The following is a 25,995-nucleotide window of genomic DNA, read 5'->3' as shown; positions in this document are numbered from 1 at the left end:
CCCTCCACCATCCGCTTCGCGGGCGGTCCCCCTCCCCACGGCTTCGCCGCAGGGAGGATTTTTCGATCAGCCCGGAATGCCGCTGATCGACTTCACTTCCATAAAGTCCTTCAGCCCGAACAAACCGCCTTCGCGGCCGTTGCCCGATGCCTTGTAGCCGCCGAAGGGTGCGCCCGGGCCGGGACCCCAGGCGTTGACCGCGACCATGCCGGCGCGCAGTTTCGGCGCGATGTCGGCCGCTTTGGCGGGGTCGCCCGATACGACCGCCGACAGGCCATATTCGGTGTCATTGGCGATCTCGACCGCTTCGTCGAGCGTGTCATAGGCCATCACGGTGGCGACAGGGCCGAACACCTCTTCCTTCGCAATCCGCATGTCGGGGGTGACGCCCGAGAACACCGTCGGCTTGATATAATAGCCGCGGTTGACGTTGCTCGGCAGCCCGGTGCCGCCGGTTTCAAGGCGCGCGCCTTCGTCGATCGCCGACTGGATCAGCCCCTGGATCTTGTCGAACTGCGCCTTGTTGACGACGGGGCCGATATGGCCACCCTCGCTCATCGGGTCGCCGACCTGCGTGCCGTCGAACATCGCTTTGATGACGCCGACAGCTTCGGCCTCGCGCTCTTTTTGGACCAGGATGCGCGTCGGCGCGATACAGCTTTGGCCGGTGTTGACCAGCACGCCCTGCACCGTCGGCGGCAGCACCGTTTCAAAGTCGGCGTCGGGCAGCACGATGTTCGGCGATTTGCCGCCGAGTTCCTGATGGACGCGCTTGACCGTGTCGGCGGCGGCCTTGGCGACGAGGATGCCGGCGCGGGTCGATCCGGTGAAGCTCACCATTTCGATTCCGGGATGCGCGCTGATCGCGTTGCCGACGGTCGGGCCGTCGCCCTGCACCAGGTTGAACACGCCCGGCGGCACGCCCGCGGCGTCGAGGATCTCGGCAAAGATCACCGCATTGCCGGGGCATTCCTCCGACGGTTTCAGGATCATGCAGTTGCCGCCGGCGAGTGCCGGGGCGACCTTTAGCGCGATCTGGTTCAGCGGCCAGTTCCACGGGGTGATCATGCCGACGACGCCGATCGGCTCGTACACGACCTTGTTCGCGCCATGCTGTTCGGTGAAGCTGAAATCCTTGAGCGCGGCGATCGTGCCAAGGAAACCGCCGATGCCCGCGCCGACCTGCGCGGTGCCCGCGAAGCTGACCGGGGCGCCCATTTCGGCCGCCATCGATTTGGCGAGGTCGCCCGCGCGCTTTTTATATTCCTCGACAATGCGGTTCAGCAGGTCGAGCCGTTCCTCGCGCGTCGTCTGCGAGAAGGTCTTGAATGCCTCGCGCGCTGCGGCGACGGCATCGTCCACGTCGGCCGCGGTGCCGAGCACGACGGTCGACGCTGGCTCCTCGGTCGCCGGGTTGATGACGTCGTGGAGTTTGCCGCCTTTCGAGTCGACCCAGCGGCCGCCGATATAATGTTGCTTGAGGTGCGTTTCGGTGCTCATCATCTGTCTCCCAGCGGCGTAAAATTACGTCTCGTATTGCTACCTAAGCGGTGTGGCGAATGAATCAAGCGCAGTGCGGCCCGAAAAACCGCGCGCTCAGCGCTTTTCCGCCGTCAGCCGCGACATCAAAATCGCGGCGCGGGTCGCTTGCCGGGCGATGCTGGGCAAATCGACCGTTTCCTCGGGGCCGTGGTCGCCGGTGCTGTACGCGCCGAGGCCCGCGAGCGAATCGACGAACGGCGCGACGAAGCTGATGTCCGCGGCGCCGCGCTTCAACGGATCGAGCGCCGCCATTTCGGGCAGGCCAAGGTCGCGGTTCACCGCATTGAGTCGCACGAGCAGCGCGCGATTGCCGTCGGTCGGCGCCATCGCCGGATAACCGCCGGGGTCGAAGGCGAGCGTGGCCGAGGTGCCGGGCGCATGGTCGGCGACGATCGCCGCCATTTTTGCCTTCACCCGCTCCGCCTGTTCGGCCGACAGTGTGCGCAGGTCGCCGCGCGCGATCGCGGTCGAAGCGATGACGTTGGTCTTGCCGCTGGCGCTGGCGCGGATTTTCCCTACGTCGAGCGCGGTCTGCTCGCCGCCCGCGACCAGCCCGACGTTGAAGGTCAGATTGGGTTCGGGCAGCTCGGTGCGGAAACGGTGTATTACACGCGCCAGCTCATAGATCGCGCCGTCACCCGCGGCGGGGCTGAAGATGCCTGAGCTGTGTCCGGGTTTGCCGGTCGCGGTCACCGTCCAGCTTTCCGAAGACCGCCGCGCGACCGAACTCATGTCGGCGCCATTTTCGCGGATCAGCCCTTCAAAACACAGCGCGACGTCGCTGCGCATGCCCGTCGCGATCAGGTCGGCACGCGCGATTTCGATCGGGTCGCCGGCATCCTCCTCGTCGCCCGTCATGTGAAATTCGATATTGGCGTCCTTCAACGTGCCGGCGGCGTGCATCGCGCGCAGCGCGGCGAGCGCGACGACCATGCCGCCCTTGTCGTCGCCCGCGCCCGGTCCCTTGGCGAGGTCTCCCATGCGCTCGAAGCGCTGGAACGGCGAATCGGGTTCGAACACCGTGTCGAGATGCGCGATCAGCAGCAGGCGCTTGCCGTCCGGCTTGCCGCGGTGCGTCGCGATCAAATGACCGGCGCGTCCGGTTTCGCGCAACGGTTTCCAGGTCACGGTAAAGCCCAGCGGCTCGAGCTCGGCGCGCATCATCGCCCCGACCTTTTCGACCCCTTCCAGGTTGAGCGAGCCGCTGTTCTGGTTGACCAGCCGTTCGAGCAGCGCGATCGAGCGTTCCTGTTCGGCTGCGATCGTCTTGGCCATCGCGCTTTCGGCGCGGCTCAATTGCGCGCTCGCCACGGGGGTAAATGCAAGCTGGACGGCAAGCAGGGCGGCAAACGACAGCGATTTCATGGCGGGCTCCTTCGCGAGGCGGTCTTGTGCCGGTTGCCCGCGCGATCGGCAAGCGGTCAGCCGGGGCGGACCATGAAAATGCTGCCGCCGATGCTGACGATGAACAGATTGCCGGCGCTGTCCTCGCCGAACGAGGCGATCGAGTTCAGCGTCCCCGCATCGGGCGCGAAATCCTCGTTGCGCCGCGCGAAACGGGACGAGGGCAAGGTTTGCCCCGCGATCAGGCTGGAAAACGGCACCGACCAGATATTGCCCGAGATGAAGTCGGCGAAGACATATTGCCCGGCCAGCGACGTCACGGGTCCGCGATAAACATAACCGCCGGTGACCGACCGTCCCTGGCGCGGCCCGGTGCCATGGCCATACTCGGCGACGGGCGGCGTCAATCCGGCGGGCGCGGTGCCTGAAAAATTCTGGGTGCCTTCGCGGAATGGCCAGCCGAAATTCGCGCCTGGCTGCGCCGTGGTTACCAGATTGACTTCCTCGATCGCGCTTTGCCCGACATCGCCGATCAGCAGCGTCGATCCTGCGAATGACGCGCGGAACGGATTGCGCAGTCCGGTCGCGAAAACATAGGGGTCACCCCCGCCCGCCAGAAAAGGGTTGCCCGGGGCGGGAATGAAATATTGCGGACTGGCCCCGGCGAACGGATCGGGGTTGAGCGCGAACCGCAGAATTTTGCCCAGCCGCGAATTATTGTTCTGTGATGTGGTCGTCGCATCAACCGCACCGCCGCCGTCGCCGATGCCGACGTAGATATAGCCGTCGGGGCCAAAGCCGATCCAGCCGCCATTATGATTATTGGCGCCGGAATGGGGTACGCTCAGCACCGTTTGATAGGTGCTGGATGACTGCGGCAGGCCCAGCGTATAGCTGCGCACCTGGACATCGCCGTTCGCGGCAGTCGCGACCGCGAACAATTTTTGCGAGGAGGCGTGATCGGGATAAGCGGCCAATCCCAACAGGCCGCGTTCGCCGTCGGTTGAAATGTCGGTGATGTCCAGCACGAGCGTGCGGTTGCCGTTTGCCGGATCAAATCGGTAAACCTTGCCGCCCTTTTCGACGACATAGACACTGCTGCTGCCGGGGATCGGGGCGACGTAAAGCGGCTGGCTGAACCCGGTGCCGACACGCACCACCGATATGCCCTCGCGGCTGTTGGTGACGGTGATGTTGACCGCTTGCGTGGCGCTCGCCTGCCCGTCGCTGACCCGCAGCACCACCGCATAGACATTGTCGCCGTCGGCATCGCCCGGCAGGTCGTAATCGGGCGCGGTGCGGAAGCTGAGGGCGCCCGCTCCAGTGATCGCGAATTGGGCCGCGTCGGCGCCGCCGTCGACGGAAAAGGTCAGGGTGTTGCCATCGGGATCGCTGGCTGTCGCCTGATAAGCGGCTGTCGTGTTTTCGACAACGCTCGCCGTTTGCGCGGAGGTGAAGCTTGGCGGGCTGTTCGCGGCGGGCGGCGCGGCGCCGCCGCTCCCGCCCCCTCCGCCACATGAGGTCAGGATCAGGGACGTCAGGACAAGGAAAACGTACTTCTTCATGGCCGAACAGCCTTTCGCGGTCAGCCCCCCGACGCGCAACCTGCCACCGGTGCCGCAACCCCGCAACCCCGTCGGTTTACCATAGGATGCGGTGTAAAGAGTATTTGACAGGCCTGTCCAATGGCTGTAAAGAAATCTTGACAGGTCAAGGGAGTGGCGGTGGAAAACCGGGTGCGCGAACATCGCGAGGCGGCGGGGTGGAGCCAGGGCGAGCTGGCGCGGCGCCTGGGCGTGTCGCGGCAGACGATCAATGCGGTCGAAACCGACAAATATGACCCCAGCCTGCCGCTGGCGCTGCGCATGGCCGGGCTGTTCGGGCTTGAGGTACGCGAACTGTTTATCGATCACTGGGTGGCGAAGGAGTAGCAGGATGACGACCACGGCAGGCAAGGCGCGGGGCTGGCGCAAGATGGCGGTGCAAGCGGTCATCGGCGGGATCGCCGGCGCCGGTGGCATGGTTGCGGTGCTCAGCTTGGTGGACGGGCAGGGCGGGCGCGACTGGGCGCCCTCGGCGATCATCCTGATCGGTGTCGGCCTGATCTATGCGTTGATGGGATTGTTTGTCGGGATCGGCACGCTTGCCCCGCGCCTGCTCGGCCAGCGGCTGCTCAACGTCACCGATGCCGAGGAAATTGTCGAAGAGCGCGCGCATATGGGGGCGAGTGCGGTCTGTTGCCTGGTCCTCGGGATGGCATTGATGCTCCTTGCGCATTCGGTCGCTACCGCCGCCGAGGGTGGCGCGGCGTTGGTCACGCCGCCGGTTGCCTATGGTCTGCTCGTCGCGGTGCTTTCTGTGTTTGCGCTGGTGTCGGCATGGATGTGGCAAAGCTTCGACGAACTATGGCGGCAATTGACTATCGACACCGGCGCGGTCGCAGGCAATTTGCTCATTCCCGTGCTGATCCTGTGGGGCGGGGCGAGCGCGGTTGGCCTGACCGACAGTCCGAATGCGCTGGATCTGGTGTCGCTGTCGTTCGGCGCGCTGCTGCTCGCCTGCTTCGTTGCGGCCGGACGACGCGGGATGATGACGCCGCGATAGCTGCGTCAGTCATCAGCGGCCGGATCGGGCACTGGCGTCACCTGGATATAGACCAGACGCCACGCGCCGTCACGCCACAGCCAGTGGTCGGCAAAACGATGGCGATCGACAAATGCGGCGCCGTCGGCGGTGCCGACAAGCCGGTTGGTCGCGGCGAGCAGCGCGCTGTCGCCCGAGGTGATCCACCGCGCCTCGCTGGGGGTAAAGGGCTCGATGCGGATCGACGGCGCGGCCAGCGCGCTGATGAACGCCTGTTTGTCGCCTTTGGCGCCGCTGCCGCGAACCCATAGAAAATCTTCGGCAAGCAGACGTTCGAGCGCCGCTTCATCCTTCGCGACGATCGCCGCGTCGAGTGCCGCCGCCGCCTCGCGATAGCCCGCCGGCGTGCCATCATGGACTTCGGCGCTTTCGCCGCTGCTGCACGCGGTCAACAATGATGCCAGCAAGGCTGCTGCTATTTTCCAGGTCAAATGGCTCTCCTGTCGTTCGACAGGCGCCTTCGGATCCGTTGACCGGGCGCGCAATTACCCGCCGCGTAGGGTGGGGGATAACGGACTAGTAAAAAAGAAAAGGGTGCCCGGCTCCCCCGAACCGGACACCCCTCGCTGGCGTCGCTGATCGCGGACGATCAGGCGCTATAGTACATGTCGAACTCGACCGGGCTCGGCGTCTGTTCGAAATTGTAAACCTCGGCCCACTTCAGTTCGATATAGGCTTCGATCTGGTCCTTGCTGAACACGTCGCCCTTCAGCAGGAAGTCATGATCGGCGGCCAGGCTGTCGAGTGCTTCGCGCAAGCTGCCGCAGACGGTCGGCACTTCGGCCAGTTCCTCGGGCGGCAGGTCGTACAGATTTTTGTCCATCGCGTCGCCGGGATGAATCTTGTTCTGGATGCCGTCGAGGCCCGCCATCAGCAGCGCCGAATAGCAGAGATAGGGGTTGGCCATCGCATCGGGGAAGCGGAATTCGACGCGCTTCGCCTTGGCGCCCGCACCGTAAGGGATGCGGCAAGAGGCCGAACGGTTGCGCGACGAGTAAGCGAGCAGCACCGGCGCTTCGAAACCAGGGACGAGGCGCTTGTAGCTGTTCGTCGTCGGGTTGGTGAAGGCGTTGAGCGCCTTGGCGTGCTTGATGACGCCGCCGATGAAATAGAGGCACATGTCGCTGAGGCCGGCATAGCCATTGCCCGCAAACAGCGGCTTGCCCTTTTCCCAGATCGAGATGTGGGTATGCATGCCGCTGCCGTTGTCGTCCTTGATCGGCTTGGGCATGAAGGTCGCGGTCTTGCCATAGGCGTGCGCGACCTGGTGCACGACATATTTATAGATTTGCATGCGGTCGGCGGTCTGCGTCAGCGTGCCGAAAGTCAGGCCCAGCTCGTGCTGCGCCGCGGCGACTTCATGGTGATGCTTGTCGCAGGGCAGGCCCATTTCGAGCATCGTCGAGACCATCTCGGCGCGGATGTCGACGGCGCTGTCGACAGGCGCGACGGGGAAATAGCCACCCTTGGCGCGCGGACGGTGGCCGAGGTTGCCGCCTTCATAGCTGCGGCCGGTATTGGTCGGCAGCTCGATATCGTCGATCTCGAAGCCCGACTTGTTGTAGCCCGTTTCGAAACGGACATCATCGAACATGAAGAATTCAGCTTCGGGACCGACATAGACGGTGTCGCCGATGCCGGTCGAGGTCACGTAGGCCTCGGCGCGTTTGGCCGTGGTGCGCGGGTCGCGGGCATAGCCTTCGCCGGTCGACGGTTCGACGATATCGCAGAACATCACCAGCATCGGGGTGGCCGAGAAGGGATCGTCATAGACGGCGTCGAGGTCGGGCTTCAGGATCATGTCGCTTTCGTTGATAGCTTTCCAGCCTTCGATCGACGATCCGTCGAACATCAGCCCGTCTTCGAGCGCGTCTTCGTCGATCACCCCGGCGCACATCGTCAGATGCTGCCACTTGCCCTTGGGGTCGGTGAAGCGCAGGTCGACCCACTCGATGTCGTTTTCCTTGATCCGGGCGATGATGTCCTTGGGCTTCGTAGCCATGGTCTATGCTTCCTTCTTGCGAAATGGTCCGGCGTGCCGGGGTTGTCGGGTTTTCGAAAAATGTGGAGAGATTAAAGCGCATCCTCGTTGCGTTCGCCGGTGCGGATGCGGAGCGCGGTCTCGACCGGGATGACGAAAATCTTGCCGTCGCCGATGCGACCGGTCTGTGCGGCGGCGGCGATCGCCTCGACCACGCGTTCGGCAAGGCCGTCCTCGACGATCACCTCCAGCTTCACCTTGGGCAGAAAGTCGACGACATATTCGGCGCCGCGATAGAGTTCGGTGTGGCCCTTTTGCCGACCGAAACCCTTGGCTTCGGTCACGGTGATGCCACTGACGCCGACTTCGTGCAGCGCCTCCTTCACTTCGTCGAGCTTGAACGGCTTGATGATCGCCTCAATCTTCTTCACGCTTTTCGTCCCCCTTTGGGCTGGCCGCCGCCCTTTGCGCGTCAAGCCGGATCAGGGCTGCCTGTCCGGTCTGCCGTCGAGTCGGTGCGGTGTCCCGCCATCTTGCACCAATCAAAAGCCGTGCCAATTGGCGAATCGCAAGCTTTCGGTAAGATTTGTGACAGGAAATTGCGTCTTTGCTTAAGCGGTGAGCAATGAGCGCGGCGCGGTGCCTAAAAAAGCGGCAGACGCGTGTTCATTTCTCCCTGTCGCGCAGCGATGGGGAGGTGGCAGCGCGAAGCGCTGACGGAGGGGCGATAGCGCTCCCGTCGCAAAGCCCCTCCACCATTCGCTTCGCGAACGGTCCCCCTCCCCATCGCTGCGCGACAAGGAGGATGTTCAGTTCACCGCCCCATCGGCGCGCTGCTGTCGGCCAGATTCGCCTTGGTCCAGATCGACCGGTCGATGACATAGGCGCGGACCGCTTCGGCGTCCTGCGGGGTCAGCACTTTCGCAAAGCTGACCATGCCGCGGTCCTTGAGCGCGCCGTCGATCACCACGCTCTTCCACGCATCGGCGTTGGCCAGCGTGCCCGATACGCGCAGGTCGGGGGTAAAGCCATTGCCGATCGCGCTGTCGCCGTGACAGACGATGCAATAGCGCCCGAAACTGGCCTTGCCCGCGGCGACCTGTGCGGGCGTGCCGAACTGCGGCGGCGGGTTCCACGCCAGCGTCGTAGTGGCGGTCGGAGCCGGCAGCTTTGCGGTACCGCCGAGCTTCAGCACGACGAGGCGCGGGATATTGGGTATCTTGCGGGTCGCTCCCCCGGCAACTCCCGCGACGAGCGGGAAAGCGCCGCCCTTGCTCGTCTGGAAGGCGACATACTGTACGCCGTTCACGCGGAAGGTCGACGGCGCGCTGACGATCCCCGATTGCATGTCGAGGTCGAGGAGTTGCTTGCCGGTATCGGCGGCATAGGCGCGGAAACGGCCAAGGCTGGTGCCCTGAAACACGAGGTTGCCCGCGGTGGTCATCGTGCCGCCGTTCCACGCCGCGGGATGGTCGACGCTCCACGCGACCTTGCCGCTGCGCGGATCGAAGGCGACGAGGCGGCCGGTCGTTGCCGCAACTGCGGCGCGATACGCTGCCTTGTCGTCGGGCATCATCGTGCCGGTGAGCGAGGTGCCGACGTTGAAGCCGACGACCTTGCGCCGGTCGAGTTCGTTCATGTCGGCGATATAGGCTTGCGGGATCTGCTGCGCCGGGATGTAAACGAGGCCGGTTGCTGGATTATAGCTCATCGGGTGCCAGTTGTGCGCGCCAAGCGCGCCGGGGATGGCGATGAAGGGCTTGCCGGTCTTGTAGAAGCGCGCCTCGGGATTTTCGATCGGGCGGCCGGTCTTAAGGTCGTAGCCCGTTGCCCAGTTGATGCCATCGACGAACGGTTTTGCATCGATCAGCTTGCCGCTCGCCCGGTCGATCGTGAAGAAAAAGCCGTTCTTCGGTGCGTGGTACAGCACTTTGGTGGGTTTGCCGTTCACCGCCTGCTCGGCAAGGATGATCGGCTGGGTCGCGGTATAATCCCACGTCTCGGCGGGGGTTTCCTGATAATGCCATTTATACGCCCCCGTCGTCGCATCGACCGCAACGATGGAAGACAGGAACCAGTTGTCGCCCTCGCCGTTCGATCGCGTCCCGTGGTTCCACGGATTGCCGTTGCCGACGCCGAGGTAAATCTGGTCGAGATCCTTGTCGTAAACGATCGCGTCCCACACGGTGCCACCGCCGCCCGAGGTCTGCCACTCGCCCGTGTCGGACCAGGTGGCGTTGCCCTTGCTCGCAAAGATGTCGTCCGACGCGGCGCCGTCCTTCGCCTTGGTCGGGTTGGGAGCGGTGTAGAAACGCCAGCGTTCCTTGCCGGTGTCGGCGTCGTAAGCGGTGACATAGCCGCGCACCCCGAATTCGGCGCCGCCATTGCCGATCAGCACCATGTCCTTCACGACGCGCGGCGCGCCGGTGATCGTATAGGGTTTCGAAGCATCGACGGTCTGCGTCGACCACAGCTCCGCGCCTGTCTTGCGGTCGAGCGCGATCAGGCGGCCGTCGATCGTCCCGACGAAAACCTTGTCGCCCCATAGCGCGACGCCGCGATTGACGACGTCGCAGCAGGCGTTGACCGCGCTCTCGCCGGGGACTTTGGGGTCGAATTTCCACAGCGGCTTGCCGGTCGCGGCGTCCCAGGCGCTGACCTTTGACCAGGCGTGGCTGACATACATAACGCCATCGACGACGACGGGGGTGGCCTCCTGCCCGCGGGCATCCTCCAGATCGGCGGTCCAGGCGATGCCCAGTTCGCTAACATTCTTGTCGCTGATGTCGGTGAGCGGGCTGAAGCGTTGCTCGTCGTAGCTGAAACCGATGGCGCCCCAGTCGTCGCCGGTGCCGCCGGTTTTGAGCAGGGTCTCGCTGGCTTTCTCCGCTTCGTCGAGCGATCCGGTTCCCGAGATGCTGTCGTTCTTCGACGCGTTGCACGCCGCCAGTGCCAAAGCCGCGCAGCCCAGCAGCGCGGCCGAAAAGACCCGTTTCGCCATCCCATGCTCTCCCGTTCGACGCCTATCTTGACGTTAACGTCAAGTCTGCGCGCGAAGGGGCGTGGGTGCAAGGGGGAAAGTTGGGGGGTGGGCGGAGGGGGCTAGGCTTTCGTCACCCCGGACTTGATCCGGGGTCCACGAAGGCCGGCGCGGCATTGAAAGTCATGGATCCCGGATCAAGTCCGGGATGACGAAATCAAAGCGGGTGGCGATCAGGCCCAAGGCGGCGCGTTCAGGCCAGTCGGGCTGGCGGTAAAAATCTCGCAGCCGGTCTCAGTGATGCCGATGCTATGTTCGAACTGCGCCGAGAGGCTGCGGTCGCGGGTCACCGCGGTCCAGCCGTCGGCAAGCATCTTTACCGCATATTTGCCGGTGTTGATCATCGGCTCGATGGTGAAGAACATGCCGGGCTTGAGCTCGGGGCCGGTGCCGGGGCGCCCGGCGTGGACGACTTCGGGCGCATCGTGGAACATCTGCCCCAGCCCGTGGCCGCAGAAATCGCGGACGACCGAATAGCGGTGGCGCTCGGCGTGGGTCTGGATCGCGTGCGCGACGTCTCCCATGCGGTTGCCGGGTTTCGCCTGCTCGATCCCGAGCATCAGGCATTCATAGGTGACCTCGACCAGCCGCCGCGCCTTGATCGGCACTTCGCCCACCAGATACATGCGGCTGGTGTCGCCATGCCAGCCGTCGACGATGCTGGTGACGTCGATATTGACGATATCGCCCTCGCGCAGCGGCTTGTCGTCGGGGATGCCGTGACACACAACATGGTTGATGCTGGTGCAGCAGCTGTGGGTGAAACCGCGATAACCCAATGTCGCAGGGATGCCGCCGCCGTCGAGCATCATCATGCGGACGAGGTCGTCGATCGCCGCCGTGGTCACACCGGGCTGAACAAACGGAACCAGCGCGTCGAGGATTTCGGCCGACAGCCGCCCCGCCTTGCGCATCCCGGCAAAGCCCGCCGCGTCGTGCAGCTTGATCGTGCCGTCGCGCACCGGGGTGGGCGCGCCGGCGTCGGCGGTGGTTACGGAGACATAGTCGTACATGGGAGGGATATAGCGACTGGAGGCTGAAAATGCGATAGTGTCGCGAGATTAAGTCGCCGACAGGTGATTCCGAAACCAGTCAGCCAGCTCGTCCTCGGCAAGCTCGCCTGCAGCGAGCGCCAAGACGGTCGTAATCGCATCTTGCGGATCAAACCGAAGCTCTAGACCGTTCAGGCGCAGGAAAAGACGAGCTAGCACCCACGCCGTCCGCTTGTTTCCGTCACCGAACGGATGATTCCGCGCAACGCCAAATGCATAAGCGGCAGCCAGCTTTGCATGATCGTCCTCGCCATAGGCCCATTGATTGACCGGACGGGCCAGGGCCGATTCCAGCATCCCCGAATCGCGTACACCCGCAATCCCGCCATGTTCGGCCAGCTGGCGATCATGAATGGCCAATGCCACATCGGCATCGAGCCAGATCGGCTCGATGCGATCCGCCTGCGTCATTTGGCGAGCACGCGCAAAATATCGCGATCTTCGCGCATGATATCTTCAGCGGCCGCCATCTTTGCGGCAAAATCAGGATTGGACGCGGTCAGGCGGATGCCGTCGGGCGATTCGGTCGCGAACAGCGTGTCGCCGAGCGAGACGCGAAGCCGCGCCAGCAATTCCTTCGGCAGGATGACGGCTGCGCTGTTGCCGACTTTGGTGATCTTGAGCGGCGTGTTCATACGTTCGTTATAACATCGCCGCTCAAGAATTTCAAGGTAGCTATTCCGCCGCCTTCTTCGCGTTGTCGGTCTTCGGCACCTTCGCCTTGCCCTTGCCCGCTTTCGGCGGCGCCGAGACGATCTCGAACGCCAGCGGATTGCCGACATGGGCGTCGTCGCCGGTCTTCATCTTCACCTTGACCTCGCCGCCATGGACGAGCTTGCCGAACAGCAGTTCTTCGGCGAGCGGCTGCTTGATCTTTTCCTGGATCAAGCGGCCCATCGGACGCGCGCCATACAGCTTGTCATAGCCCTTGCCGGTGAGCCATTCGCGCGCCGCATCGTCGAGCTGGATGTGGACGTTGCGGTCCGCCAGTTGCAGTTCGAGTTCGAGGATGAACTTGTCGACGACGCGCGCGACGACCTCGGGCGGCAGATAGCCGAAGGGGACGATCGCATCGAGGCGGTTGCGGAATTCGGGGGTGAACATGCGCTTCACCGCCTCTTCCTGCACATCCTCGCGCGTCGACTGGCCAAAACCGATCGATTCGCGCGCCATGTCGCTGGCGCCCGCATTGGTCGTCATGATCAGGATGACATTGCGAAAATCGACCGTCTTGCCGTGGTGATCGGTCAGGCGACCATTGTCCATCACCTGGAGCAGGATGTTGAACAGGTCGGGATGCGCCTTTTCGATTTCGTCGAGCAGCAGCACGCAATGCGGGTTCTGGTCGATCGCATCGGTGAGCAGGCCGCCCTGATCATAACCGACATAGCCCGGGGGGGCGCCGATCAGGCGGCTGACCGAATGGCGTTCCATATATTCGGACATGTCGAACCGCTGGAGCGGGATGCCCATGATCGACGCGAGCTGCTTGGCGACTTCGGTCTTGCCGACGCCGGTGGGGCCGCTGAACAGATAATTGCCGATCGGCTTTTCGGGATCGCGCAGGCCCGCACGACTGAGCTTGATCGCCGACGACAGCACTTCGATCGCGGTGTTCTGGCCGAACACGACGCGCTTGAGGTCGGTTTCGAGGCTGGCGAGCGTCGCCTTGTCGTCGCTCGACACCGACTTGGGCGGGATGCGCGCCATCGTCGCGATCACGGCCTCGATCTCTTTCGCGGTGATCGTCTTCTTGCGCTTCGACGGGGCGACGAGCATCTGCATCGCGCCGACCTCGTCGATCACGTCGATCGCCTTGTCGGGTAATTTGCGGTCGTTGATATAGCGCGCCGACAGGTCGACCGCGGCGTTGATCGCGTCGGGGGTGTAACGCACCTGATGATGCGCCTCGAACGCGCTGCGCAGCCCGGCGAGGATTTTCTTGGTGTCCTCCAGCGTCGGTTCGACCACGTCGATCTTCTGGAACCGGCGCAGCAAAGCGCGGTCCTTTTCGAAATGGTTGCGGAACTCCTTGTACGTCGTCGAGCCGATGCAGCGGATCACGCCGCCCGACAAAGCGGGCTTGAGCAGGTTCGACGCATCCATCGCGCCGCCGCTGGTTGCGCCAGCACCGATGACGGTGTGGATTTCGTCGATGAACAGGATTGCGTGCGGCAGGCCTTCGAGCTCGGTCACGACCTGTTTCAGCCGCTCCTCGAAATCGCCGCGATAGCGCGTACCCGCGAGCAGCGCGCCCATGTCGAGCGAATAAATGACCGCGGGCAGCAGCACCTCGGGCACGTCGCCCTCGATGATCTTGCGCGCGAGGCCTTCGGCGATCGCAGTCTTGCCGACGCCGGGGTCGCCGACATAGAGCGGGTTGTTCTTCGACCGGCGGCAGAGGATCTGGATCGTGCGATCGACCTCGGCGCCGCGGCCGATCAGCGGATCGACCTTTCCGCCCTTCGCCTTTTCGTTGAGGTTGACGGTAAACTGGTCGAGCGCGGTTTCCTTCTTGGACTTGCCGCCCTCCTTGTCCTTCGTTTCTTCCTTTTCTTCGGGCTCGGCCTGTACCGCGGGCTTGCCGCCCTTGCCGACGCCGTGGCTGAGGTAGGAGACCGCGTCGAGGCGCGTCAAATCTTGCTGCTGGAGAAAATAGACGGCATAGCTTTCGCGTTCGGAGAAGAGCGCGACGAGGACGTTGGCGCCGGTCACTTCATCCTTGCCCGACGACTGGACGTGCAGGATCGCGCGCTGGACGACACGCTGGAAACCGCTCGTCGGCGACGGGTCGCTGTGCCCCTCGACCTTCAGGCTGTCGAGTTCGGTGTCGAGATAATGGACGACCGCCGACTGCAAATCGTCGACCGCGACGCCGCACGCGCGCATGACTTCGGCGGCATGGTCGTCGTCGATCAGCGCGAAGAGCAGATGCTCCAGTGTCGCATATTCGTGGTGACGCTCCGATGCGGCTTTCAGCGCATTGTGCAGGGTCTTTTCGAGGCTCTCCGAAAAGGACGGCATGGACTTTTCTCCTTGCGAGGCCCGCCGGGGGAGAGAGGCGGCCCCTAGGAACACAAGGTGGCGATGTCGCCGCCGCCCTGCAAGGGAAAAGCGGATGGCTTTGTGAAATTACGATGACGGGGTTGTGTTATGGTTAACGGGATGTTGATATTTTCGTTCGCGCGGGCGCAGCTTTCATCCGAAGTTGTCAAACTTGTCGATACATCGACCCCGCAGGGGACGGGGTGTGCTTCGGCGGTGGATCGGTCATCTATGACGGTGGCAGCGTATGCGGGGGCAATTTTGTAGGAAAGCGTTTTTTTTTGATGTCGGTTTTGGGGTGGATGGCGGAATGGCAGCTTTCGTTCGCTTGCTATCGAAAAGCAGTCGTTCAGCTTAGAAGCTGCAACACAGCCAGCGCAGCACCATGCTCGTCACCGATAGGAAAGAACAAAGCGGCATCGGCGATAGGTTCGAATCCTTCCTTCGAGCCTAGGTTACGCTGTGGTGTGATCTTAATTTGGTTGTCCACGACACGAATGCTCACCCTTTGCGCCGCTTTCATGAAAGCGGCGTGGCTGCGAACTCCAGCGGCGTCTTGAAACGGTTTGAAGAAGTTCTTCCACTCGCTTTGTGGCGGGTGTTCTACAACCACCGCGGACTTCACCAAGGCCTCTTTCATGCCAAGAGCTATCTCAGCGGGAATTGGTGCATAGACGCTGGGATCGACTTCCAGCCCGAGGCCAGTTGTTGTGCGAACGACGGGGGCAACAATGATTTTGCCATTGGCGAAATATGCGACGGCGGACTGAACCATCGCTCGATATTAGGAAGGTTGATCGATGTCCGCGATAGAGAAATGTCAATCAGCGTAGGAACGGCCGCCTTCGGTCGTTAGCCGCCGTAACTTTCGCCCGCTTTATCCACCATATCCATAAAATCGCGCGCCACATTGCGCTCGCCCTCATCCTTGAACGCGACGTCGAGGTCTGGCGCGACGCCGAGCATGTACATCAGCGCCCACAAAGCGAAGCGGCGGCCGGGGTTGGTCTCCAGGCCGAAGTCGACGCGCATGCGTTCGGTGCCCGCGGCGTGCGCCTCGGGGTGGATCGCCGACAGGTCGGCGGTGCCGAAATAGCGGCGAAGCTGGTCGTCGAAATCCATGCCGCCCTTTTGGCCCGTTCGTGCCGCTTGGCAAGGTGGCGCGGAAAAATCGGACCGTCCGAAAGTCGGCTCGGTTGTCTTTGCCCAAGCGCCCCGATAGGGCGGCGTCCGTGAAGACCAGCATCGACATCGGGACCGACGCCGCGGGGCAGAGCGTGCGCATCGACGTGCAGGAACTGCTGGCGACGCGGCTGCTTGTTCAGGGCAATTCGGGGTCGGGCAAGTCGCACCTGCTGCGCCGCATCCTCGAGGAAAGCGCCGCGCTGGTGCAGCAGATCGTGATCGATCCCGAGGGCGATTTCGTTACCCTCGCCGACGCGTACAGCCATGTTGTGATCAACGGCGGCGATTATAACGAGCGCGAAATTGCGGCGATGGGCGCGCGCATCCGCGAGCATCGCGCGTCGATTGTGCTCAGCCTGGAGTCGCTCGATATCGAGGCGCAGATGACGTGCGCCGCGGCGTTCCTGAACGCATTGTTCGATGCCCCGCGCGAGCATTGGTTTCCGGCGCTGGTGGTGGTAGACGAGGCGCAGATGTTCGCGCCGAGTGTTGCGGGCGACGTGTCCGACACCGTCCGCCGCGCCAGCCTGTCGGCGATGACGAACCTGATGTGCCGCGGGCGTAAACGTGGTTTGGCCGGCGCGATCGCGACGCAGCGACTGGCCAAGCTCGCGAAAAATGTCGCCGCCGAGGCGAGCAATTTCCTGATGGGGCGCACGTTCCTGGATATCGACATGGCGCGCGCCGCCGACCTGCTCGGCATGGAGCGGCGGCAGGCGGAGGCGATCCGCGATCTGGAGCGTGGGCATTTCCTGGGGCTCGGTCCCGCCATCTCGCGCCGCCCGCTGTCGATCCGCATCGGCGCGACACAGACCGCGACGCGGATGGGAACACACAGCCTGATGCCGCTGCCCGAGGCGGGCGGCGCCGACATGCGGTCGATGCTGTTCACCGAATTGGAAGCGCCGGTGGCGCCGCGCACCTTTGCCCCTGAACCCGAGCCGATCGCGGCGAGCGAAGTGCTTGAACGCATTGCGGCGGTCGAGGGGCTGCACGAGGACCGCGACGCTCCGGTGGTGCTCGACATTGTCGCCGCGGTCGAAGAGGCCGAGCAGAGCGATGCGGTGGTGGTCGCGATGCTCGAAGAGATGCTGGCCGACCCTGACAGCGTGTTTCAGCCAGAAGCGTTTTTGTACCAGGATTTTTCGGTGCGTTGCCGGATGGCGAAGCTGAAAAAGGTACCGCTCGACCTCGCCGCCTTTCGCCGTCGCTTGGCGCTGGCCAAAGGCGGGGTGTTCGACCCGTCGGAGCCGCGCTGGGCGGAGGCCTTGCGCGTCGCCGAGCGGCTGCCCGACGATATGCTGGCGCCGTTTTTGCAGATTGCACGCGCGGCGATCGACGGCGAGCCCTGTCCCGACGACGACGTGCTGGGCCGCGCCTATGGCAGCCACTCGCCGGGGCGCATCCGGCGGCTGGTCGACTATATGGAAAAGCAGGGCGCGATCGTCGTGCGGTCGGATTTCGGCGGGCGACGGTCGATCGGTATTCCCGAGCTGGGGCTGAGTACCGAGGCGGAGTAGCGCCTATCCCTTTTTGAACAGCGCGTCGGCGATCGCCTTGTGGCTGGTTGCGGCGGCGCGGTGCGCTTTGACGCGCGCGATCTCGCCCTCAAGCGTCGCGATACGGTCATCGAGTTCGTCGATCGACAGCGGGTCGAGCGGTTGGCGGGTCAGCGCCGCAAGGACATCGTCGCGGCGGCGGGGAAGGTCGTCATCGTCCATGGCGGTTCCTCCTGAAACGCCTCGCGACTGTTGACCCGGTGCGCCACGCTGTCAATAAGGTGGCCGTAGGGCGAAGTAAAAAGTGGGGAAATTCAACGTGACCAGCCTGCCAGCGAGCATGACCGCGATCGCCATCAGTGCGCCCGGCGGACCCGAGGTTCTGGTGCCCGAACAACGCCCGGTGCCGCAGCCGGGGCCGGGCGAGGTGCTGATCCGCGTCGCCGCCGCGGGGGTCAACCGCCCCGACGTCCTGCAACGCATGGGATTTTATCCGCCGCCGCCGGGGGCATCGGACCTGCCGGGGCTGGAGATCGCGGGGACGGTTGTTGCGGTGGGGCCCGGCGGCGATCCCGAATTGCTGGGGCAGGCGATGTGCGCGCTGGTCGCGGGCGGCGGTTATGCCGAATTTTGCGTCGCGCCGGTCGGCAGCTGCCTGCCGGTGCCGGCAGGCTTTTCGATGGCCGAGGCGGCGGCGTTGCCCGAAACCGTCTTCACCGTGTGGCACAATCTGTTCGAACGCGGCTATGTGGCGGAGGGCGAGACGGTGCTGGTCCACGGCGGAACCAGCGGCATCGGCACGACCGCGATCGGCCTGTGCAGATTGTTCGACATCAAGGTGATCGTGACCTGCGGCAGCGCGGCGAAATGCGAGGCAGCGCGCGCTCTGGGCGCCGATCTGGCCGTGGATTATTCGAGCGAGGATTATGTTGGGGCGGTGAAGGGTTTTACCGGCGGTGCGGGCGTGAACGTCGTGCTCGACATGGTCGGCGGCGATTATGTGTCGCGCAACCTGGAATGCCTGGCCGACGACGGCCGCCACGTCACCATCGCCTTTCAGCGCGGCGCAAAGGTCGAGATCGACATTGCGCAGGTGATGCGCCGCCGCCTGACGCTGACCGGATCGACGCTGCGTGCGCGCAGCGCCGAATTCAAGGCGCTGCTCGCCGACGAGATTCACCGCACCTTGTGGCCGCGGCTGGCCGACGGCGCGTGGAAGCCGACGATGGATCAGGCCTTTGCGCTGACCGACGCCGTTGCGGCCCACGCGCGGATGCAGGCGGGTGCGCATGTCGGCAAGATCGTGCTGACAATCTGACTGGCGCGCTCAGCCCTCTTCGAACGGCTTTCGGGCGGCCGACGGGTCATAGAAAAAGCGTTCTTCCATGATCCGGTCACCGACCCAGCGTTGCAGCGACAATTCTTCCAGCCGCCGGGTCACCCCTGCCGCATCGGTCATGTCGAAGGTCCAGCGAATGACCACCAGATCGCCGTCGACCAGATGCGTCGCGACGGGGTGCGTGTGCATCGTCATCCGTTCGAGCACCGCCGCCTCGTGCGCGACCAGTGCATCGCGCCCACGGCGGGGTTCGGCGCCATTTTCCTGCATCGACGCATCGGGGTGATAATAATCCTCGATCGCGCCAACATGGTCGCCGCTGACCACGCGGTCGATAAGGGCCAGCACGCGCTGGCGATCAGGCATGGTCGGCCCCCTCGCTGGCGGCGTGTTCGCTGTACGTTGCCGCATAGGTCACCGGAAAGGCGACCGACCGCGCAATAAAGCAATATTGGTGAATCTCGTGGTGCAGTGCGTCGGCGCGCGCGACATCGCTGCCAGCGGCGAGCTCGATCGCCGGACGCAAGGTTGCCTCCAGAAAACGGCCCGCGCCACTGCGTTCGGTTTCGCCGAGCCCGACGGGCTGGTCGCGATAGCTGTGGACGACGATCCCGGCGTTGGCGGCAAGATGGAGATACCAGAGCATGTGGCACGCCGACAGCGCCGACAGCAGCATATCCTCCGGATTATAGAGCGTCGGGTCGCCGCCGAGCAGCGGGTCGTTCGAGCAATGGACCACGGCTTTGCCCGGGGCGGCGAGATCCCACGTCCGGTCATAGCTGCGATAGCCCTTGGTCCCTTCGCCGCGGTTGCCTGTCCAGACGATTTCGCTGGTATATTCGTGCTGCTTTGCCGGGACCGTATTTGTCACACCATTCTCCTTTGGACTGGAAATCGCGTCGCGGATGATTGCGGGTCATCGGGGCGCCCCCGTCGATCGCCAAACAGACTGGCAGATGCCGCGTGGCGCGGCTGCCGTGCGAAGCGATCGTGCATTGGTTTCTCACGATTTTCGGCCGCCAGGATGATGCGGGAGCCGCCGACGCCGCGCTCTTACCGAAGGCCGCTGGCCTCGGCAAGAGGGTGCGACGCTAACTGCGCAATCAGGAGGGTTCGGGAATTTTGAGCTGGACGAACAGGCGATCCACCAGCGCGTCGATCGCCTGCTCGGCGGCCGCAATCGAGCCGGCCAGCCGCTGATCGCCGAACTCGTCATATTCGATCGCGATCGCGTGCCTGTCGTGCAGGCCGATATAGGCGAGCGGCGCGGCCAGCCCCGATTCGACGAAATTATTGTGCGCCTGCCGCCCGCCCGGATCATAACCGTAATCGCCGCGAGCGGAGAGCGTCACCAGCGTCTTGCCCGTCGGCAGCATCGGCCAATAGGGGTCGCCATCGCGGGCACGGTCGAAGCCGAAGGTGACGCCGACGCGCACAATATTGTCGAGCCACGCCTTGAGCGGAGCGGGCATTCCGAAATTATACATCGGCGCGCCGACGACCACGACGTCCGCCGCGATCAGTTCGGCGACGAGCCGGTCGCTCTCGGCGAGCCGCGCCTCTTGCGCCGCGTCGCGCTTTTCGGGGCGCGTGAAGGCGGCGGCCACCCAGTCGGCATCGACCGGCGCGGGCGGGTGCTGGCCGACGTCGCGATAGGTCACCGTGTCGGTCGGGCGCTGCGCGGCCCAGCGTTCGACGAAGCGCGCGCTGAGGCGGCGGGTGTGCGAACCGTGCGGATCGCGGCCCGAGATGCCGGGGCGGGCGCTGGAATCGATATGGAGCAGGTGCAGGGCGGTCTGGTTCGATTCGAACATGGTATAATCCTTTTTATCCATCGGAGGGGTGCTATCGTGAATAATATGGATTATTTCAGCGGGTCGAATGCGAATCCGTCACCCCATGACTCAATTTGATTCATCTATATTGCAGCCGCGGCGCCTGCCCCCGCTCGCGGCCTTGCGCGCGTTCGAAGCGGCCGCGCGCCATGTCAGTTTTCGGCTGGCCGCGGCCGAGTTGGGCGTCACACCCACTGCGATCAGCCATCAGATCCGGTTGTTGGAGGAGACGCTCGGGCTTGCCCTGTTCATCAGGCGTGCCCGCGGTGTCGCGCTGACCGATGCGGGGCGGCGGCTGTTTCCGACCTTGCGCGACGGCTTTGACATGTTCGACCGGGCCATCCGGGAATTGTCGCCCCGCCGCCGGGCCGCCGTGACGCTCAGCGCGACGACCTTGTTTACCGTGCGCCGCATCCTGCCCGCGATCGGCGGGTTCCGCGAGCGCTTTCCCGATTATGACCTGCGGCTCCATGCCTCTGACGATCCCGTCGATCTGGTCGCGGGTGAGGCCGACGTCGCGGTGCGCTATGGCTCGGGCAGGTATCGAGGGTTGGTCGCCACGCCGTTGCTCGCCGAGCGGTTCGGCGTTCTTTGCAGTCCCAAAGCCGGGATCGCCCGTCCGGAAGATCTGCGCGGCATGACGTTGCTGCACATCGAATGGCGGCGTGCCGGAAGGGCGCCCGACTGGCGTCTTTGGGCACGCCTGGCAGGGATCGAGGGGCTGTCGGTCGACCAAGGCCCACGGTTTACCGAAGATGATCATGCGCTGCAGGCCGCGGCGGCGGGCAGCGGGGTTGCCCTTTCCGGGCTGGCGCTGGCGCGTCCGGCGATCGACGCTGGATTGCTTGTCCATCCCTTTGGCCCGGTGATCGAGGGTGAATTCTATCATGCGGTAACGACGCCGGAACGCCGCGATGACCCGGCGGTGCGCGCCGTGTGCGACTGGCTGCAAGAGGATGTCGTATAGCGGCGGGCCGTGCCCGCTTGCGCGTTCCATGATTCAGGTTTAAACCCGCCACCAATGTCCGGCCGCCCCGCGAGGGGCGGCCCTTATTATTTCTGCTTTGGAGAGCAACGATGGCCAATGCCGATGCCACCCCGCTGATGCCGCATGCGACCGCCGCCTGGCTGGTCGACAACACCGGTCTGACCTTTATCCAGATCGCCGAATATTGCGGCATCCATATCCTGGAAGTGCAGGCGATCGCCGACGAGACTGCCGCAACCAAATATACCGGCCGCGATCCGGTGCGTGCGCACGAACTGTCGATGGAAGAAATCGAAAAGGGGCAGAACGACCCGAACTACAAGCTCAAGATGAGCAAGCAGGCGCAGGACACGATCCGCCGCACCCGCGGCCCGCGCTATACCCCGGTCAGCAAGCGCCAGGACAAGCCCGACGGCATTGCGTGGATCCTGAAGAACCACCCGGAAGTTTCCGACGGCGCGATCGGCAAGCTGATCGGCACGACCCGCAACACGATCAATGCGATCCGCGACCGCAGCCATTGGAACAGCGCCAATATCGTGCCGAAGGATCCGGTGACGCTGGGCCTGTGTTCGCAGCGCGAGCTTGATGCGCTGGTGGCCAAGGCGGCGAAGAAGGCGGGGATCGAGGCGCCGACCGACAACCGGCTGGAAGGCGACCGCGAAGCGTTGCTGGAGGAACTGCGCGCCGAACGCACCGCCGCCAACGAAGCGCGCGCCGCCGAAGAAGCTACCGAAACCGGCGACGAAGCATAAGATGCCGGGCAGCGATGACGACCAGATCCCGGCGGCCAGCGGCTCGCCGGACGCATCGCTGACCCAGGATGACAGCTTTACCGCCACCAGCCACGCCGGGCTGACCTATCCATGGGGCGACGCCGCGCCGGGCGCGGGCGAGACGATCCGCATTGCGCCAGGGATCAGCTGGGCGCGCATCCCGATGCCGGGGTCGCTGGGGCATATCAACAGCTGGCTGCTCGACGATGCTGCCAGCGATGGGGGCGATGGCGTCGCGATCGTCGATACCGGGATTTGCCTGACCATGTGCTCGGACGCGTGGAAGGCGCTCTATGCCGGGGCGCTGAACGGCCGGCGCATCACGCGCGTCATCGGCACCCACCTCCACCCCGACCATATCGGGCTGGCCGGGTGGATCGCGAAGAAACAGGGCGTCAAGCTGTGGATGACGCGCGGCGAGATGCTGACCGCGCGCGCGATCATCGCCGATTCGTCCGATACGACGCCCGACGAGGCGCTGGCGCAGTCGCGCGCCGCCGGGTGGAGCGAAGAAGCCATCGAGGCACAGCGGTCGCGCGGCTGGAACATGTTCCAGCGCATGATCTTCACCCTGCCGCGTTCCTATGTGCGGATGCGCGACGGCGAGCGGCTCGATTTCGGCGCGCACCAGTGGCGCGTCGTGACGGGGTCGGGGCATAGCCCCGAACATGCGTGCCTGTGGAACGAGCAAGAGGGCGTGCTGGTATCGGGCGACCAGGTGTTACCCCGGATCAGTTCGAACGTGTCGGTCAACATCACCGAACCCGATGCCGACCCGCTCGGCGAATGGCTGGCGTCGATCGACAAGCTGCTCGCGACGATTCCCGCCGATGTCACCGTCTGCCCCGCGCATGGCGAACCGTTCAAGGGGCTGCACGTCCGGTTGACGGCGCTGCGCGACGAGCACCGGATGCGGCTTTACAATCTGGCCGAGGCGGTGGCGCAAACGCCGATGCGCGCGGTCGACGCCTTCCCGCTGCTCTTCAACCGGCCGATCGGCGAGCATAATCAGGGGCTAGCGACGGGCGAGGCGCTGGCGCATCTGAAACGGCTGGAGGTTGAAGGCCGGGTGCGGCGCGAGGATCGCGACGGGGTGTGGTGGTATCACGGGGTGGCATGATGCGCACGCTGTTCGCCCTATTGCTTTCGGCCTTGGCGGCACCGGCCACCGCGCAGGCGGCCGAGACATCGGCTGCCAATCAGACCAATGACGAAATCATCGTCACTGCGCGCCATTCGGGCGCGCCGATGTGGACGATCCAGACCCCCAAGGGGGTCGTCATCCTTGTTGGTGAAATCGTTGCGGTTCCGAAAGCGACACCCTTGGCGGCCCGAACGGCTCGAAGGCGCGACCGACCGTGCCCAGCGCGTTATTCTGGGCACGAGGGCCAAAGTATCGCCGGGCGACATCCTGCGGCTGATTTTCAAGGGTGGCGGCCTTACCAAGCTGCCGAAAGGCAGCGTTGCCGCCGATTATCTCGATCCGAAACAGATCGCCCGGCTTCAGGCCCTCGAAACCCGTTTTGAGCAGGATTATACGCGCTCGAACTTTCTGATGACGGCTTTCGATCTGCTGTCAAAGCGGCTTTCCTTCAACAAGGATACCGCGGCCGATGCGTCGGACGTTGTGCGCAAGGCGGCGCGGCAATCGAAAATCCCGACGCAGCCCGTCGGCGAGGTGCGCGGCGAGGATATGCTCGACAATCTATTCGCTGCAGCGCCCGCGACCCACATCCCGTGCCTTGAGGCAGCGATGGCCGCGACCGAGGCCGAGGGCCAGGTGGTGGCCGATCGGGGTCGTGCCTGGACCGAGTTCGACGTTCCGGCCGTCATGGCAAACCCGCTCGAAGAGGCGCTTGGGCGATGCTGGCCATGGACAAACGACAGCTTTGGCTCGGCGCTGCGCCAGATCTGGGTCGACGCAATCCGCGACGCGACCGCCCAGCCCGGCGTTACGCTTGCCGTCGTGCCGCTGCGCATCCTGGCCGAGCAAGACGGCGTTTTGGACCGGCTCAAGTCGCAAGGTCTGTCAATCAACGGCCCGGCTTGGTAGCCTCCCTCAATCCCGCCGCTGCATGATCCAGCTGAACGCCATCGTGTTGAACATCGTGTAGAGGCCGTAGAGCATCAGCGCGGCGAACCAGCTGCGCGTCGCGATAGCCATCGCGCCCACAAGCAGCAGAAATTCGAAGACATAGGTGATGTGCGGCCCCGCCTTGTCGGCGAGCGGTTTGACCATCTGCTGGATCAGCGGGTCGTCGCTTTCCATGAAGGCACGGTGCATCGCGAAATTGGCGATACCGGCACAGAAAATAGCGACGAGGGCTATAACCATAGGGTTGCAAATGGGGGAGGCGGGGTGGAAATGCCAGCCTCTTTCGGGTTATAGCGGCGCTTCGCCCGCGCTTTCGTTCCCCCGAGAAGGACGTCATCGGTGATCGCTCTCCCCCGTCCGGCCGTGCTTTGCCTGTCGTTCGCCCTCGCCGTGCCGCCCGCATCGGCGACGCAGGAACCGGCAAACCCGCCGCAGCCCAATCCGGCGCTGGCCGATCCGGTGCTGGCGAACCCGATCCCGACCGCGCTGGTTCCGCTCGATCCGCCGCTGCCCGACGCGGTGCGCGCGATGATCGACGCCGCCTTTGCCGGTGGCGACAATGACGATGTCGAGGCGGTAGCGCGGATCGCCCGCATGACCCATCCCGCGCATGTCGGCGAGATCGACGCGCTGCTCGCTTATTATCGCAGCGAGCTGCCGCCGGTGGTTCCGGTCAATCCGGTCCGCACCATGCTCGCGTCGGCGATGGCCAGCGGCAGGGACGCCGATGTCGAGGCGGTGGGCAAGCTGGCAAAGGAAACGAACCCCGATGACGCGGCCGAGATCGACGCCGAACTGGCCGCTTATCGCGCCGAACGGCAGCGGTTGAAAGACGAAGCGGCGGCGGCGGCGCGCGCCAAACTGGCGGCAGCGAAATTCTGGCAGAACTGGAAAGGCGAGGGACAGATCGGCGCGTCGCAAAGCAGCGGCAACACCAAGTCGGCGGGGCTGAGCGCCGGGATCGCGCTGTCGCGCCGGGGGATCGACTGGACTTATAAATTGCGCGCGCAGGCCGATTACCAGCGCACCAACGGCCGCACTTCGGTCGAACGCTATGTCGCCGAGATGGAGCCGCAATACCGGATCGACGACCGCAGCTTCGCTTATGGCCTCGCGCGGTGGGAGAAGGACCGGATCCTGGGTTATGACACGCGCTGGAACCTGTCGGGCGGGTTCGGCTACAAGCTGCTCGACAACAAGAAGACCACGCTCAGCCTGAAGGGCGGTCCTGCCTTTCGCCAGACCGATTTTGTCCGTGGCGGCGAGGATACCGAACTGACCGCGCTCGCGGGCCTGGATTTCGGCTGGCAGATTTCACCGACCTTGCGGCTGACGCAGGTGGCGTCGACGATCATTGGCGAGGCAAATATGTCGACGAGCTCGCTGACCGCGCTCAACGCCAAGCTGACCGGCGCGCTGTCGGCGCGCTTCGCCTATTCGGCGCAGATCGACACCAGCCCGCCGCCCGGCATCGAAAGCGTCGACACCCAGACGCGCTTTACCTTGGTGTATGGGTTTTAGCGTTTTCGGTCCTCCCTGTCGCGAAGCGATGGGGAGGTGGCAGTCCGAAGGACTGACGGAGGGGCAATAGCGCCACCGTCGCCGCCCCCCCCCCCCCCCCCTCCCCGGCG

The 25,995-nt window shown here is 64.5% G+C and carries 27 protein-coding genes; 9 read left to right on the top strand and 18 right to left on the bottom strand.

Annotation, left to right across the window (positions count from 1 at the left end; all coding sequences use genetic code 11):
• Positions 1–66: 66 nt before the first annotated feature.
• The 3 genes from IR187_RS12650 to IR187_RS12640 all read right to left on the bottom strand — a co-directional run bounded on the left by IR187_RS12650 (position 67) and on the right by IR187_RS12640 (position 4,451).
• Positions 67–1,500 (bottom strand): aldehyde dehydrogenase family protein, encoded by a 1,434-nt coding sequence (locus IR187_RS12650; RefSeq protein ID WP_194954971.1) that lies wholly within the window; start codon positions 1,498–1,500, stop codon positions 67–69.
• 96 nt (positions 1,501–1,596) lie between these two features.
• Entirely contained in the window at positions 1,597–2,907 is a 1,311-nt protein-coding gene (locus IR187_RS12645) for a M20/M25/M40 family metallo-hydrolase (RefSeq protein ID WP_194954970.1), read from the bottom strand.
• Positions 2,908–2,963: 56 nt separating this feature from the next.
• Positions 2,964–4,451: a PQQ-dependent sugar dehydrogenase gene (locus IR187_RS12640; protein WP_194954969.1), complete on the bottom strand. Its 1,488-nt coding sequence runs from the start codon at positions 4,449–4,451 to the stop codon at positions 2,964–2,966.
• Positions 4,452–4,610: 159 nt separating this feature from the next.
• On the opposite strand from IR187_RS12640, the gene IR187_RS12635 reads away from it, so the two are divergent.
• Both IR187_RS12635 and IR187_RS12630 read left to right on the top strand, forming a co-directional pair.
• Positions 4,611–4,817, top strand: a complete 207-nt coding sequence (locus tag IR187_RS12635; RefSeq protein ID WP_194954968.1) for a helix-turn-helix transcriptional regulator — start codon at positions 4,611–4,613, stop codon at positions 4,815–4,817.
• A 4-nt stretch (positions 4,818–4,821) separates the two neighbouring features.
• A complete protein-coding gene (locus IR187_RS12630) occupies positions 4,822–5,490 on the top strand; it encodes a hypothetical protein (protein WP_194954967.1) in 669 nt (222 codons plus the stop codon).
• 5 nt (positions 5,491–5,495) lie between these two features.
• Here IR187_RS12630 and IR187_RS12625 read toward each other — a convergent pair whose 3' ends face one another.
• From IR187_RS12625 to IR187_RS12580, 10 genes are all read right to left on the bottom strand, one after another.
• Positions 5,496–5,960 (bottom strand): nuclear transport factor 2 family protein, encoded by a 465-nt coding sequence (locus IR187_RS12625; RefSeq protein ID WP_194954966.1) that lies wholly within the window; start codon positions 5,958–5,960, stop codon positions 5,496–5,498.
• 158 nt (positions 5,961–6,118) lie between these two features.
• On the bottom strand, positions 6,119–7,531 hold the full coding sequence (glnA, locus tag IR187_RS12620) for a type I glutamate--ammonia ligase (RefSeq protein WP_194954965.1): 1,413 nt from the start codon (positions 7,529–7,531) through the stop codon (positions 6,119–6,121).
• Between the two features lie 71 nt (positions 7,532–7,602).
• Entirely contained in the window at positions 7,603–7,941 is a 339-nt protein-coding gene (locus IR187_RS12615) for a P-II family nitrogen regulator (protein WP_058816207.1), read from the bottom strand.
• A 383-nt stretch (positions 7,942–8,324) separates the two neighbouring features.
• Positions 8,325–10,511 carry a PQQ-dependent dehydrogenase, methanol/ethanol family gene (locus tag IR187_RS12610; protein WP_194954964.1) on the bottom strand — a complete coding sequence of 729 codons (2,187 nt, stop codon included), beginning with the start codon at positions 10,509–10,511 and terminating at the stop codon, positions 8,325–8,327.
• A 212-nt stretch (positions 10,512–10,723) separates the two neighbouring features.
• Positions 10,724–11,563, bottom strand: a complete 840-nt coding sequence (gene map / locus IR187_RS12605; RefSeq protein WP_194954963.1) for a type I methionyl aminopeptidase — start codon at positions 11,561–11,563, stop codon at positions 10,724–10,726.
• Positions 11,564–11,611: 48 nt separating this feature from the next.
• Entirely contained in the window at positions 11,612–12,013 is a 402-nt protein-coding gene (locus IR187_RS12600) for a type II toxin-antitoxin system death-on-curing family toxin (protein WP_194954962.1), read from the bottom strand.
• Entirely contained in the window at positions 12,010–12,237 is a 228-nt protein-coding gene (locus IR187_RS12595; protein WP_194954961.1) for an AbrB/MazE/SpoVT family DNA-binding domain-containing protein, read from the bottom strand. The genes IR187_RS12600 and IR187_RS12595 overlap by 4 nt, the downstream gene beginning before the upstream one ends.
• A 40-nt stretch (positions 12,238–12,277) precedes the next feature.
• Positions 12,278–14,626 carry an ATP-dependent Clp protease ATP-binding subunit ClpA gene (gene clpA / locus IR187_RS12590; protein WP_194954960.1) on the bottom strand — a complete coding sequence of 783 codons (2,349 nt, stop codon included), beginning with the start codon at positions 14,624–14,626 and terminating at the stop codon, positions 12,278–12,280.
• A gap of 370 nt (positions 14,627–14,996) precedes the next feature.
• A complete protein-coding gene (locus tag IR187_RS12585) occupies positions 14,997–15,422 on the bottom strand; it encodes a hypothetical protein (RefSeq protein ID WP_194954959.1) in 426 nt (141 codons plus the stop codon).
• A 77-nt stretch (positions 15,423–15,499) separates the two neighbouring features.
• Positions 15,500–15,769, bottom strand: a complete 270-nt coding sequence (locus IR187_RS12580) for a hypothetical protein (RefSeq protein ID WP_194954958.1) — start codon at positions 15,767–15,769, stop codon at positions 15,500–15,502.
• A gap of 110 nt (positions 15,770–15,879) precedes the next feature.
• Here IR187_RS12580 and IR187_RS12575 point away from each other — a divergent pair, with 110 nt between their 5' ends.
• Positions 15,880–17,352 (top strand): helicase HerA domain-containing protein, encoded by a 1,473-nt coding sequence (locus IR187_RS12575; RefSeq protein ID WP_194954957.1) that lies wholly within the window; start codon positions 15,880–15,882, stop codon positions 17,350–17,352.
• 3 nt (positions 17,353–17,355) lie between these two features.
• Here the strand turns inward: IR187_RS12575 and IR187_RS12570 are convergent, their stop codons facing one another.
• Positions 17,356–17,553, bottom strand: a complete 198-nt coding sequence (locus IR187_RS12570) for a DUF1192 domain-containing protein (protein WP_194954956.1) — start codon at positions 17,551–17,553, stop codon at positions 17,356–17,358.
• Positions 17,554–17,671: 118 nt separating this feature from the next.
• On the opposite strand from IR187_RS12570, the gene IR187_RS12565 reads away from it, so the two are divergent.
• Positions 17,672–18,649 carry an NAD(P)H-quinone oxidoreductase gene (locus IR187_RS12565; protein WP_194954997.1) on the top strand — a complete coding sequence of 326 codons (978 nt, stop codon included), beginning with the start codon at positions 17,672–17,674 and terminating at the stop codon, positions 18,647–18,649.
• A 9-nt stretch (positions 18,650–18,658) separates the two neighbouring features.
• Here IR187_RS12565 and IR187_RS12560 read toward each other — a convergent pair whose 3' ends face one another.
• From IR187_RS12560 to IR187_RS12550, 3 genes are all read right to left on the bottom strand, one after another.
• Positions 18,659–19,036, bottom strand: a complete 378-nt coding sequence (locus IR187_RS12560) for a nuclear transport factor 2 family protein (RefSeq protein WP_194954955.1) — start codon at positions 19,034–19,036, stop codon at positions 18,659–18,661.
• Positions 19,029–19,541 carry an OsmC family protein gene (locus IR187_RS16880; RefSeq protein WP_194954954.1) on the bottom strand — a complete coding sequence of 171 codons (513 nt, stop codon included), beginning with the start codon at positions 19,539–19,541 and terminating at the stop codon, positions 19,029–19,031. Before IR187_RS16880 ends, IR187_RS12560 begins: the two co-directional genes overlap by 8 nt.
• Positions 19,542–19,773: 232 nt before the next feature.
• Complete coding sequence (locus tag IR187_RS12550) at positions 19,774–20,484, bottom strand: FMN-dependent NADH-azoreductase (RefSeq protein ID WP_194954953.1); 711 nt, start codon at positions 20,482–20,484, stop codon at positions 19,774–19,776.
• An 85-nt stretch (positions 20,485–20,569) separates the two neighbouring features.
• Between IR187_RS12550 and IR187_RS12545 the strand changes: the two genes are divergently transcribed.
• From IR187_RS12545 to IR187_RS12530, 4 genes are all read left to right on the top strand, one after another.
• Positions 20,570–21,472, top strand: coding sequence for a LysR substrate-binding domain-containing protein (locus tag IR187_RS12545; RefSeq protein ID WP_194954952.1), 903 nt, complete (start codon positions 20,570–20,572; stop codon positions 21,470–21,472).
• A gap of 137 nt (positions 21,473–21,609) precedes the next feature.
• Complete coding sequence (locus IR187_RS12540; RefSeq protein ID WP_194954996.1) at positions 21,610–22,248, top strand: DUF1013 domain-containing protein; 639 nt, start codon at positions 21,610–21,612, stop codon at positions 22,246–22,248.
• Position 22,249: 1 nt separating this feature from the next.
• Positions 22,250–23,389, top strand: coding sequence for an MBL fold metallo-hydrolase (locus tag IR187_RS12535; RefSeq protein WP_194954951.1), 1,140 nt, complete (start codon positions 22,250–22,252; stop codon positions 23,387–23,389).
• Between the two features lie 171 nt (positions 23,390–23,560).
• Entirely contained in the window at positions 23,561–24,322 is a 762-nt protein-coding gene (locus IR187_RS12530; RefSeq protein WP_324187695.1) for a TraB/GumN family protein, read from the top strand.
• 6 nt (positions 24,323–24,328) lie between these two features.
• Here the strand turns inward: IR187_RS12530 and IR187_RS12525 are convergent, their stop codons facing one another.
• On the bottom strand, positions 24,329–24,604 hold the full coding sequence (locus tag IR187_RS12525; protein WP_194954950.1) for a hypothetical protein: 276 nt from the start codon (positions 24,602–24,604) through the stop codon (positions 24,329–24,331).
• A 99-nt stretch (positions 24,605–24,703) separates the two neighbouring features.
• Between IR187_RS12525 and IR187_RS12520 the strand changes: the two genes are divergently transcribed.
• The gene (locus IR187_RS12520; RefSeq protein WP_324187694.1) at positions 24,704–25,885 is read left to right on the top strand and encodes a DUF481 domain-containing protein; all 1,182 of its coding nucleotides are present in this window, start codon (positions 24,704–24,706) and stop codon (positions 25,883–25,885) included.
• Positions 25,886–25,995: the final 110 nt, after the last annotated feature.

The organism is Sphingopyxis solisilvae (assembly GCF_015475875.1).
GTDB classification, from domain to species: Bacteria; Pseudomonadota; Alphaproteobacteria; order Sphingomonadales; family Sphingomonadaceae; genus Sphingopyxis; species Sphingopyxis solisilvae.
Note: the sequence above shows the minus strand (reverse complement) of the source record. Positions and strands in the feature narration are given on the sequence as shown.

What these genes read in the sequence shown, in the direction of transcription:
- IR187_RS12545 (WP_194954952.1), top strand. Translation starts at nt 20,570, where the DNA reads ATGACTCAATTTGATTCATCTATATTGCAGCCGCGGCGCCTGCCCCCG.
- IR187_RS12650 (WP_194954971.1), bottom strand. Translation starts at nt 1,500, where the DNA reads ATGAGCACCGAAACGCACCTCAAGCAACATTATATCGGCGGCCGCTGG.
- IR187_RS12525 (WP_194954950.1), bottom strand. Translation starts at nt 24,604, where the DNA reads ATGGTTATAGCCCTCGTCGCTATTTTCTGTGCCGGTATCGCCAATTTC.
- IR187_RS12570 (WP_194954956.1), bottom strand. Translation starts at nt 17,553, where the DNA reads ATGGACGATGACGACCTTCCCCGCCGCCGCGACGATGTCCTTGCGGCG.
- IR187_RS12535 (WP_194954951.1), top strand. Translation starts at nt 22,250, where the DNA reads ATGCCGGGCAGCGATGACGACCAGATCCCGGCGGCCAGCGGCTCGCCG.
- IR187_RS12560 (WP_194954955.1), bottom strand. Translation starts at nt 19,036, where the DNA reads ATGCCTGATCGCCAGCGCGTGCTGGCCCTTATCGACCGCGTGGTCAGC.
- IR187_RS12585 (WP_194954959.1), bottom strand. Translation starts at nt 15,422, where the DNA reads ATGGTTCAGTCCGCCGTCGCATATTTCGCCAATGGCAAAATCATTGTT.
- IR187_RS12550 (WP_194954953.1), bottom strand. Translation starts at nt 20,484, where the DNA reads ATGTTCGAATCGAACCAGACCGCCCTGCACCTGCTCCATATCGATTCC.
- IR187_RS12610 (WP_194954964.1), bottom strand. Translation starts at nt 10,511, where the DNA reads ATGGCGAAACGGGTCTTTTCGGCCGCGCTGCTGGGCTGCGCGGCTTTG.
- IR187_RS12595 (WP_194954961.1), bottom strand. Translation starts at nt 12,237, where the DNA reads ATGAACACGCCGCTCAAGATCACCAAAGTCGGCAACAGCGCAGCCGTC.
- IR187_RS12645 (WP_194954970.1), bottom strand. Translation starts at nt 2,907, where the DNA reads ATGAAATCGCTGTCGTTTGCCGCCCTGCTTGCCGTCCAGCTTGCATTT.
- IR187_RS12600 (WP_194954962.1), bottom strand. Translation starts at nt 12,013, where the DNA reads ATGACGCAGGCGGATCGCATCGAGCCGATCTGGCTCGATGCCGATGTG.
- map (WP_194954963.1), bottom strand. Translation starts at nt 11,563, where the DNA reads ATGTACGACTATGTCTCCGTAACCACCGCCGACGCCGGCGCGCCCACC.
- IR187_RS12640 (WP_194954969.1), bottom strand. Translation starts at nt 4,451, where the DNA reads ATGAAGAAGTACGTTTTCCTTGTCCTGACGTCCCTGATCCTGACCTCA.
- IR187_RS12630 (WP_194954967.1), top strand. Translation starts at nt 4,822, where the DNA reads ATGACGACCACGGCAGGCAAGGCGCGGGGCTGGCGCAAGATGGCGGTG.
- IR187_RS12565 (WP_194954997.1), top strand. Translation starts at nt 17,672, where the DNA reads ATGACCGCGATCGCCATCAGTGCGCCCGGCGGACCCGAGGTTCTGGTG.
- clpA (WP_194954960.1), bottom strand. Translation starts at nt 14,626, where the DNA reads ATGCCGTCCTTTTCGGAGAGCCTCGAAAAGACCCTGCACAATGCGCTG.
- glnA (WP_194954965.1), bottom strand. Translation starts at nt 7,531, where the DNA reads ATGGCTACGAAGCCCAAGGACATCATCGCCCGGATCAAGGAAAACGAC.
- IR187_RS12580 (WP_194954958.1), bottom strand. Translation starts at nt 15,769, where the DNA reads ATGGATTTCGACGACCAGCTTCGCCGCTATTTCGGCACCGCCGACCTG.
- IR187_RS12540 (WP_194954996.1), top strand. Translation starts at nt 21,610, where the DNA reads ATGCCGCATGCGACCGCCGCCTGGCTGGTCGACAACACCGGTCTGACC.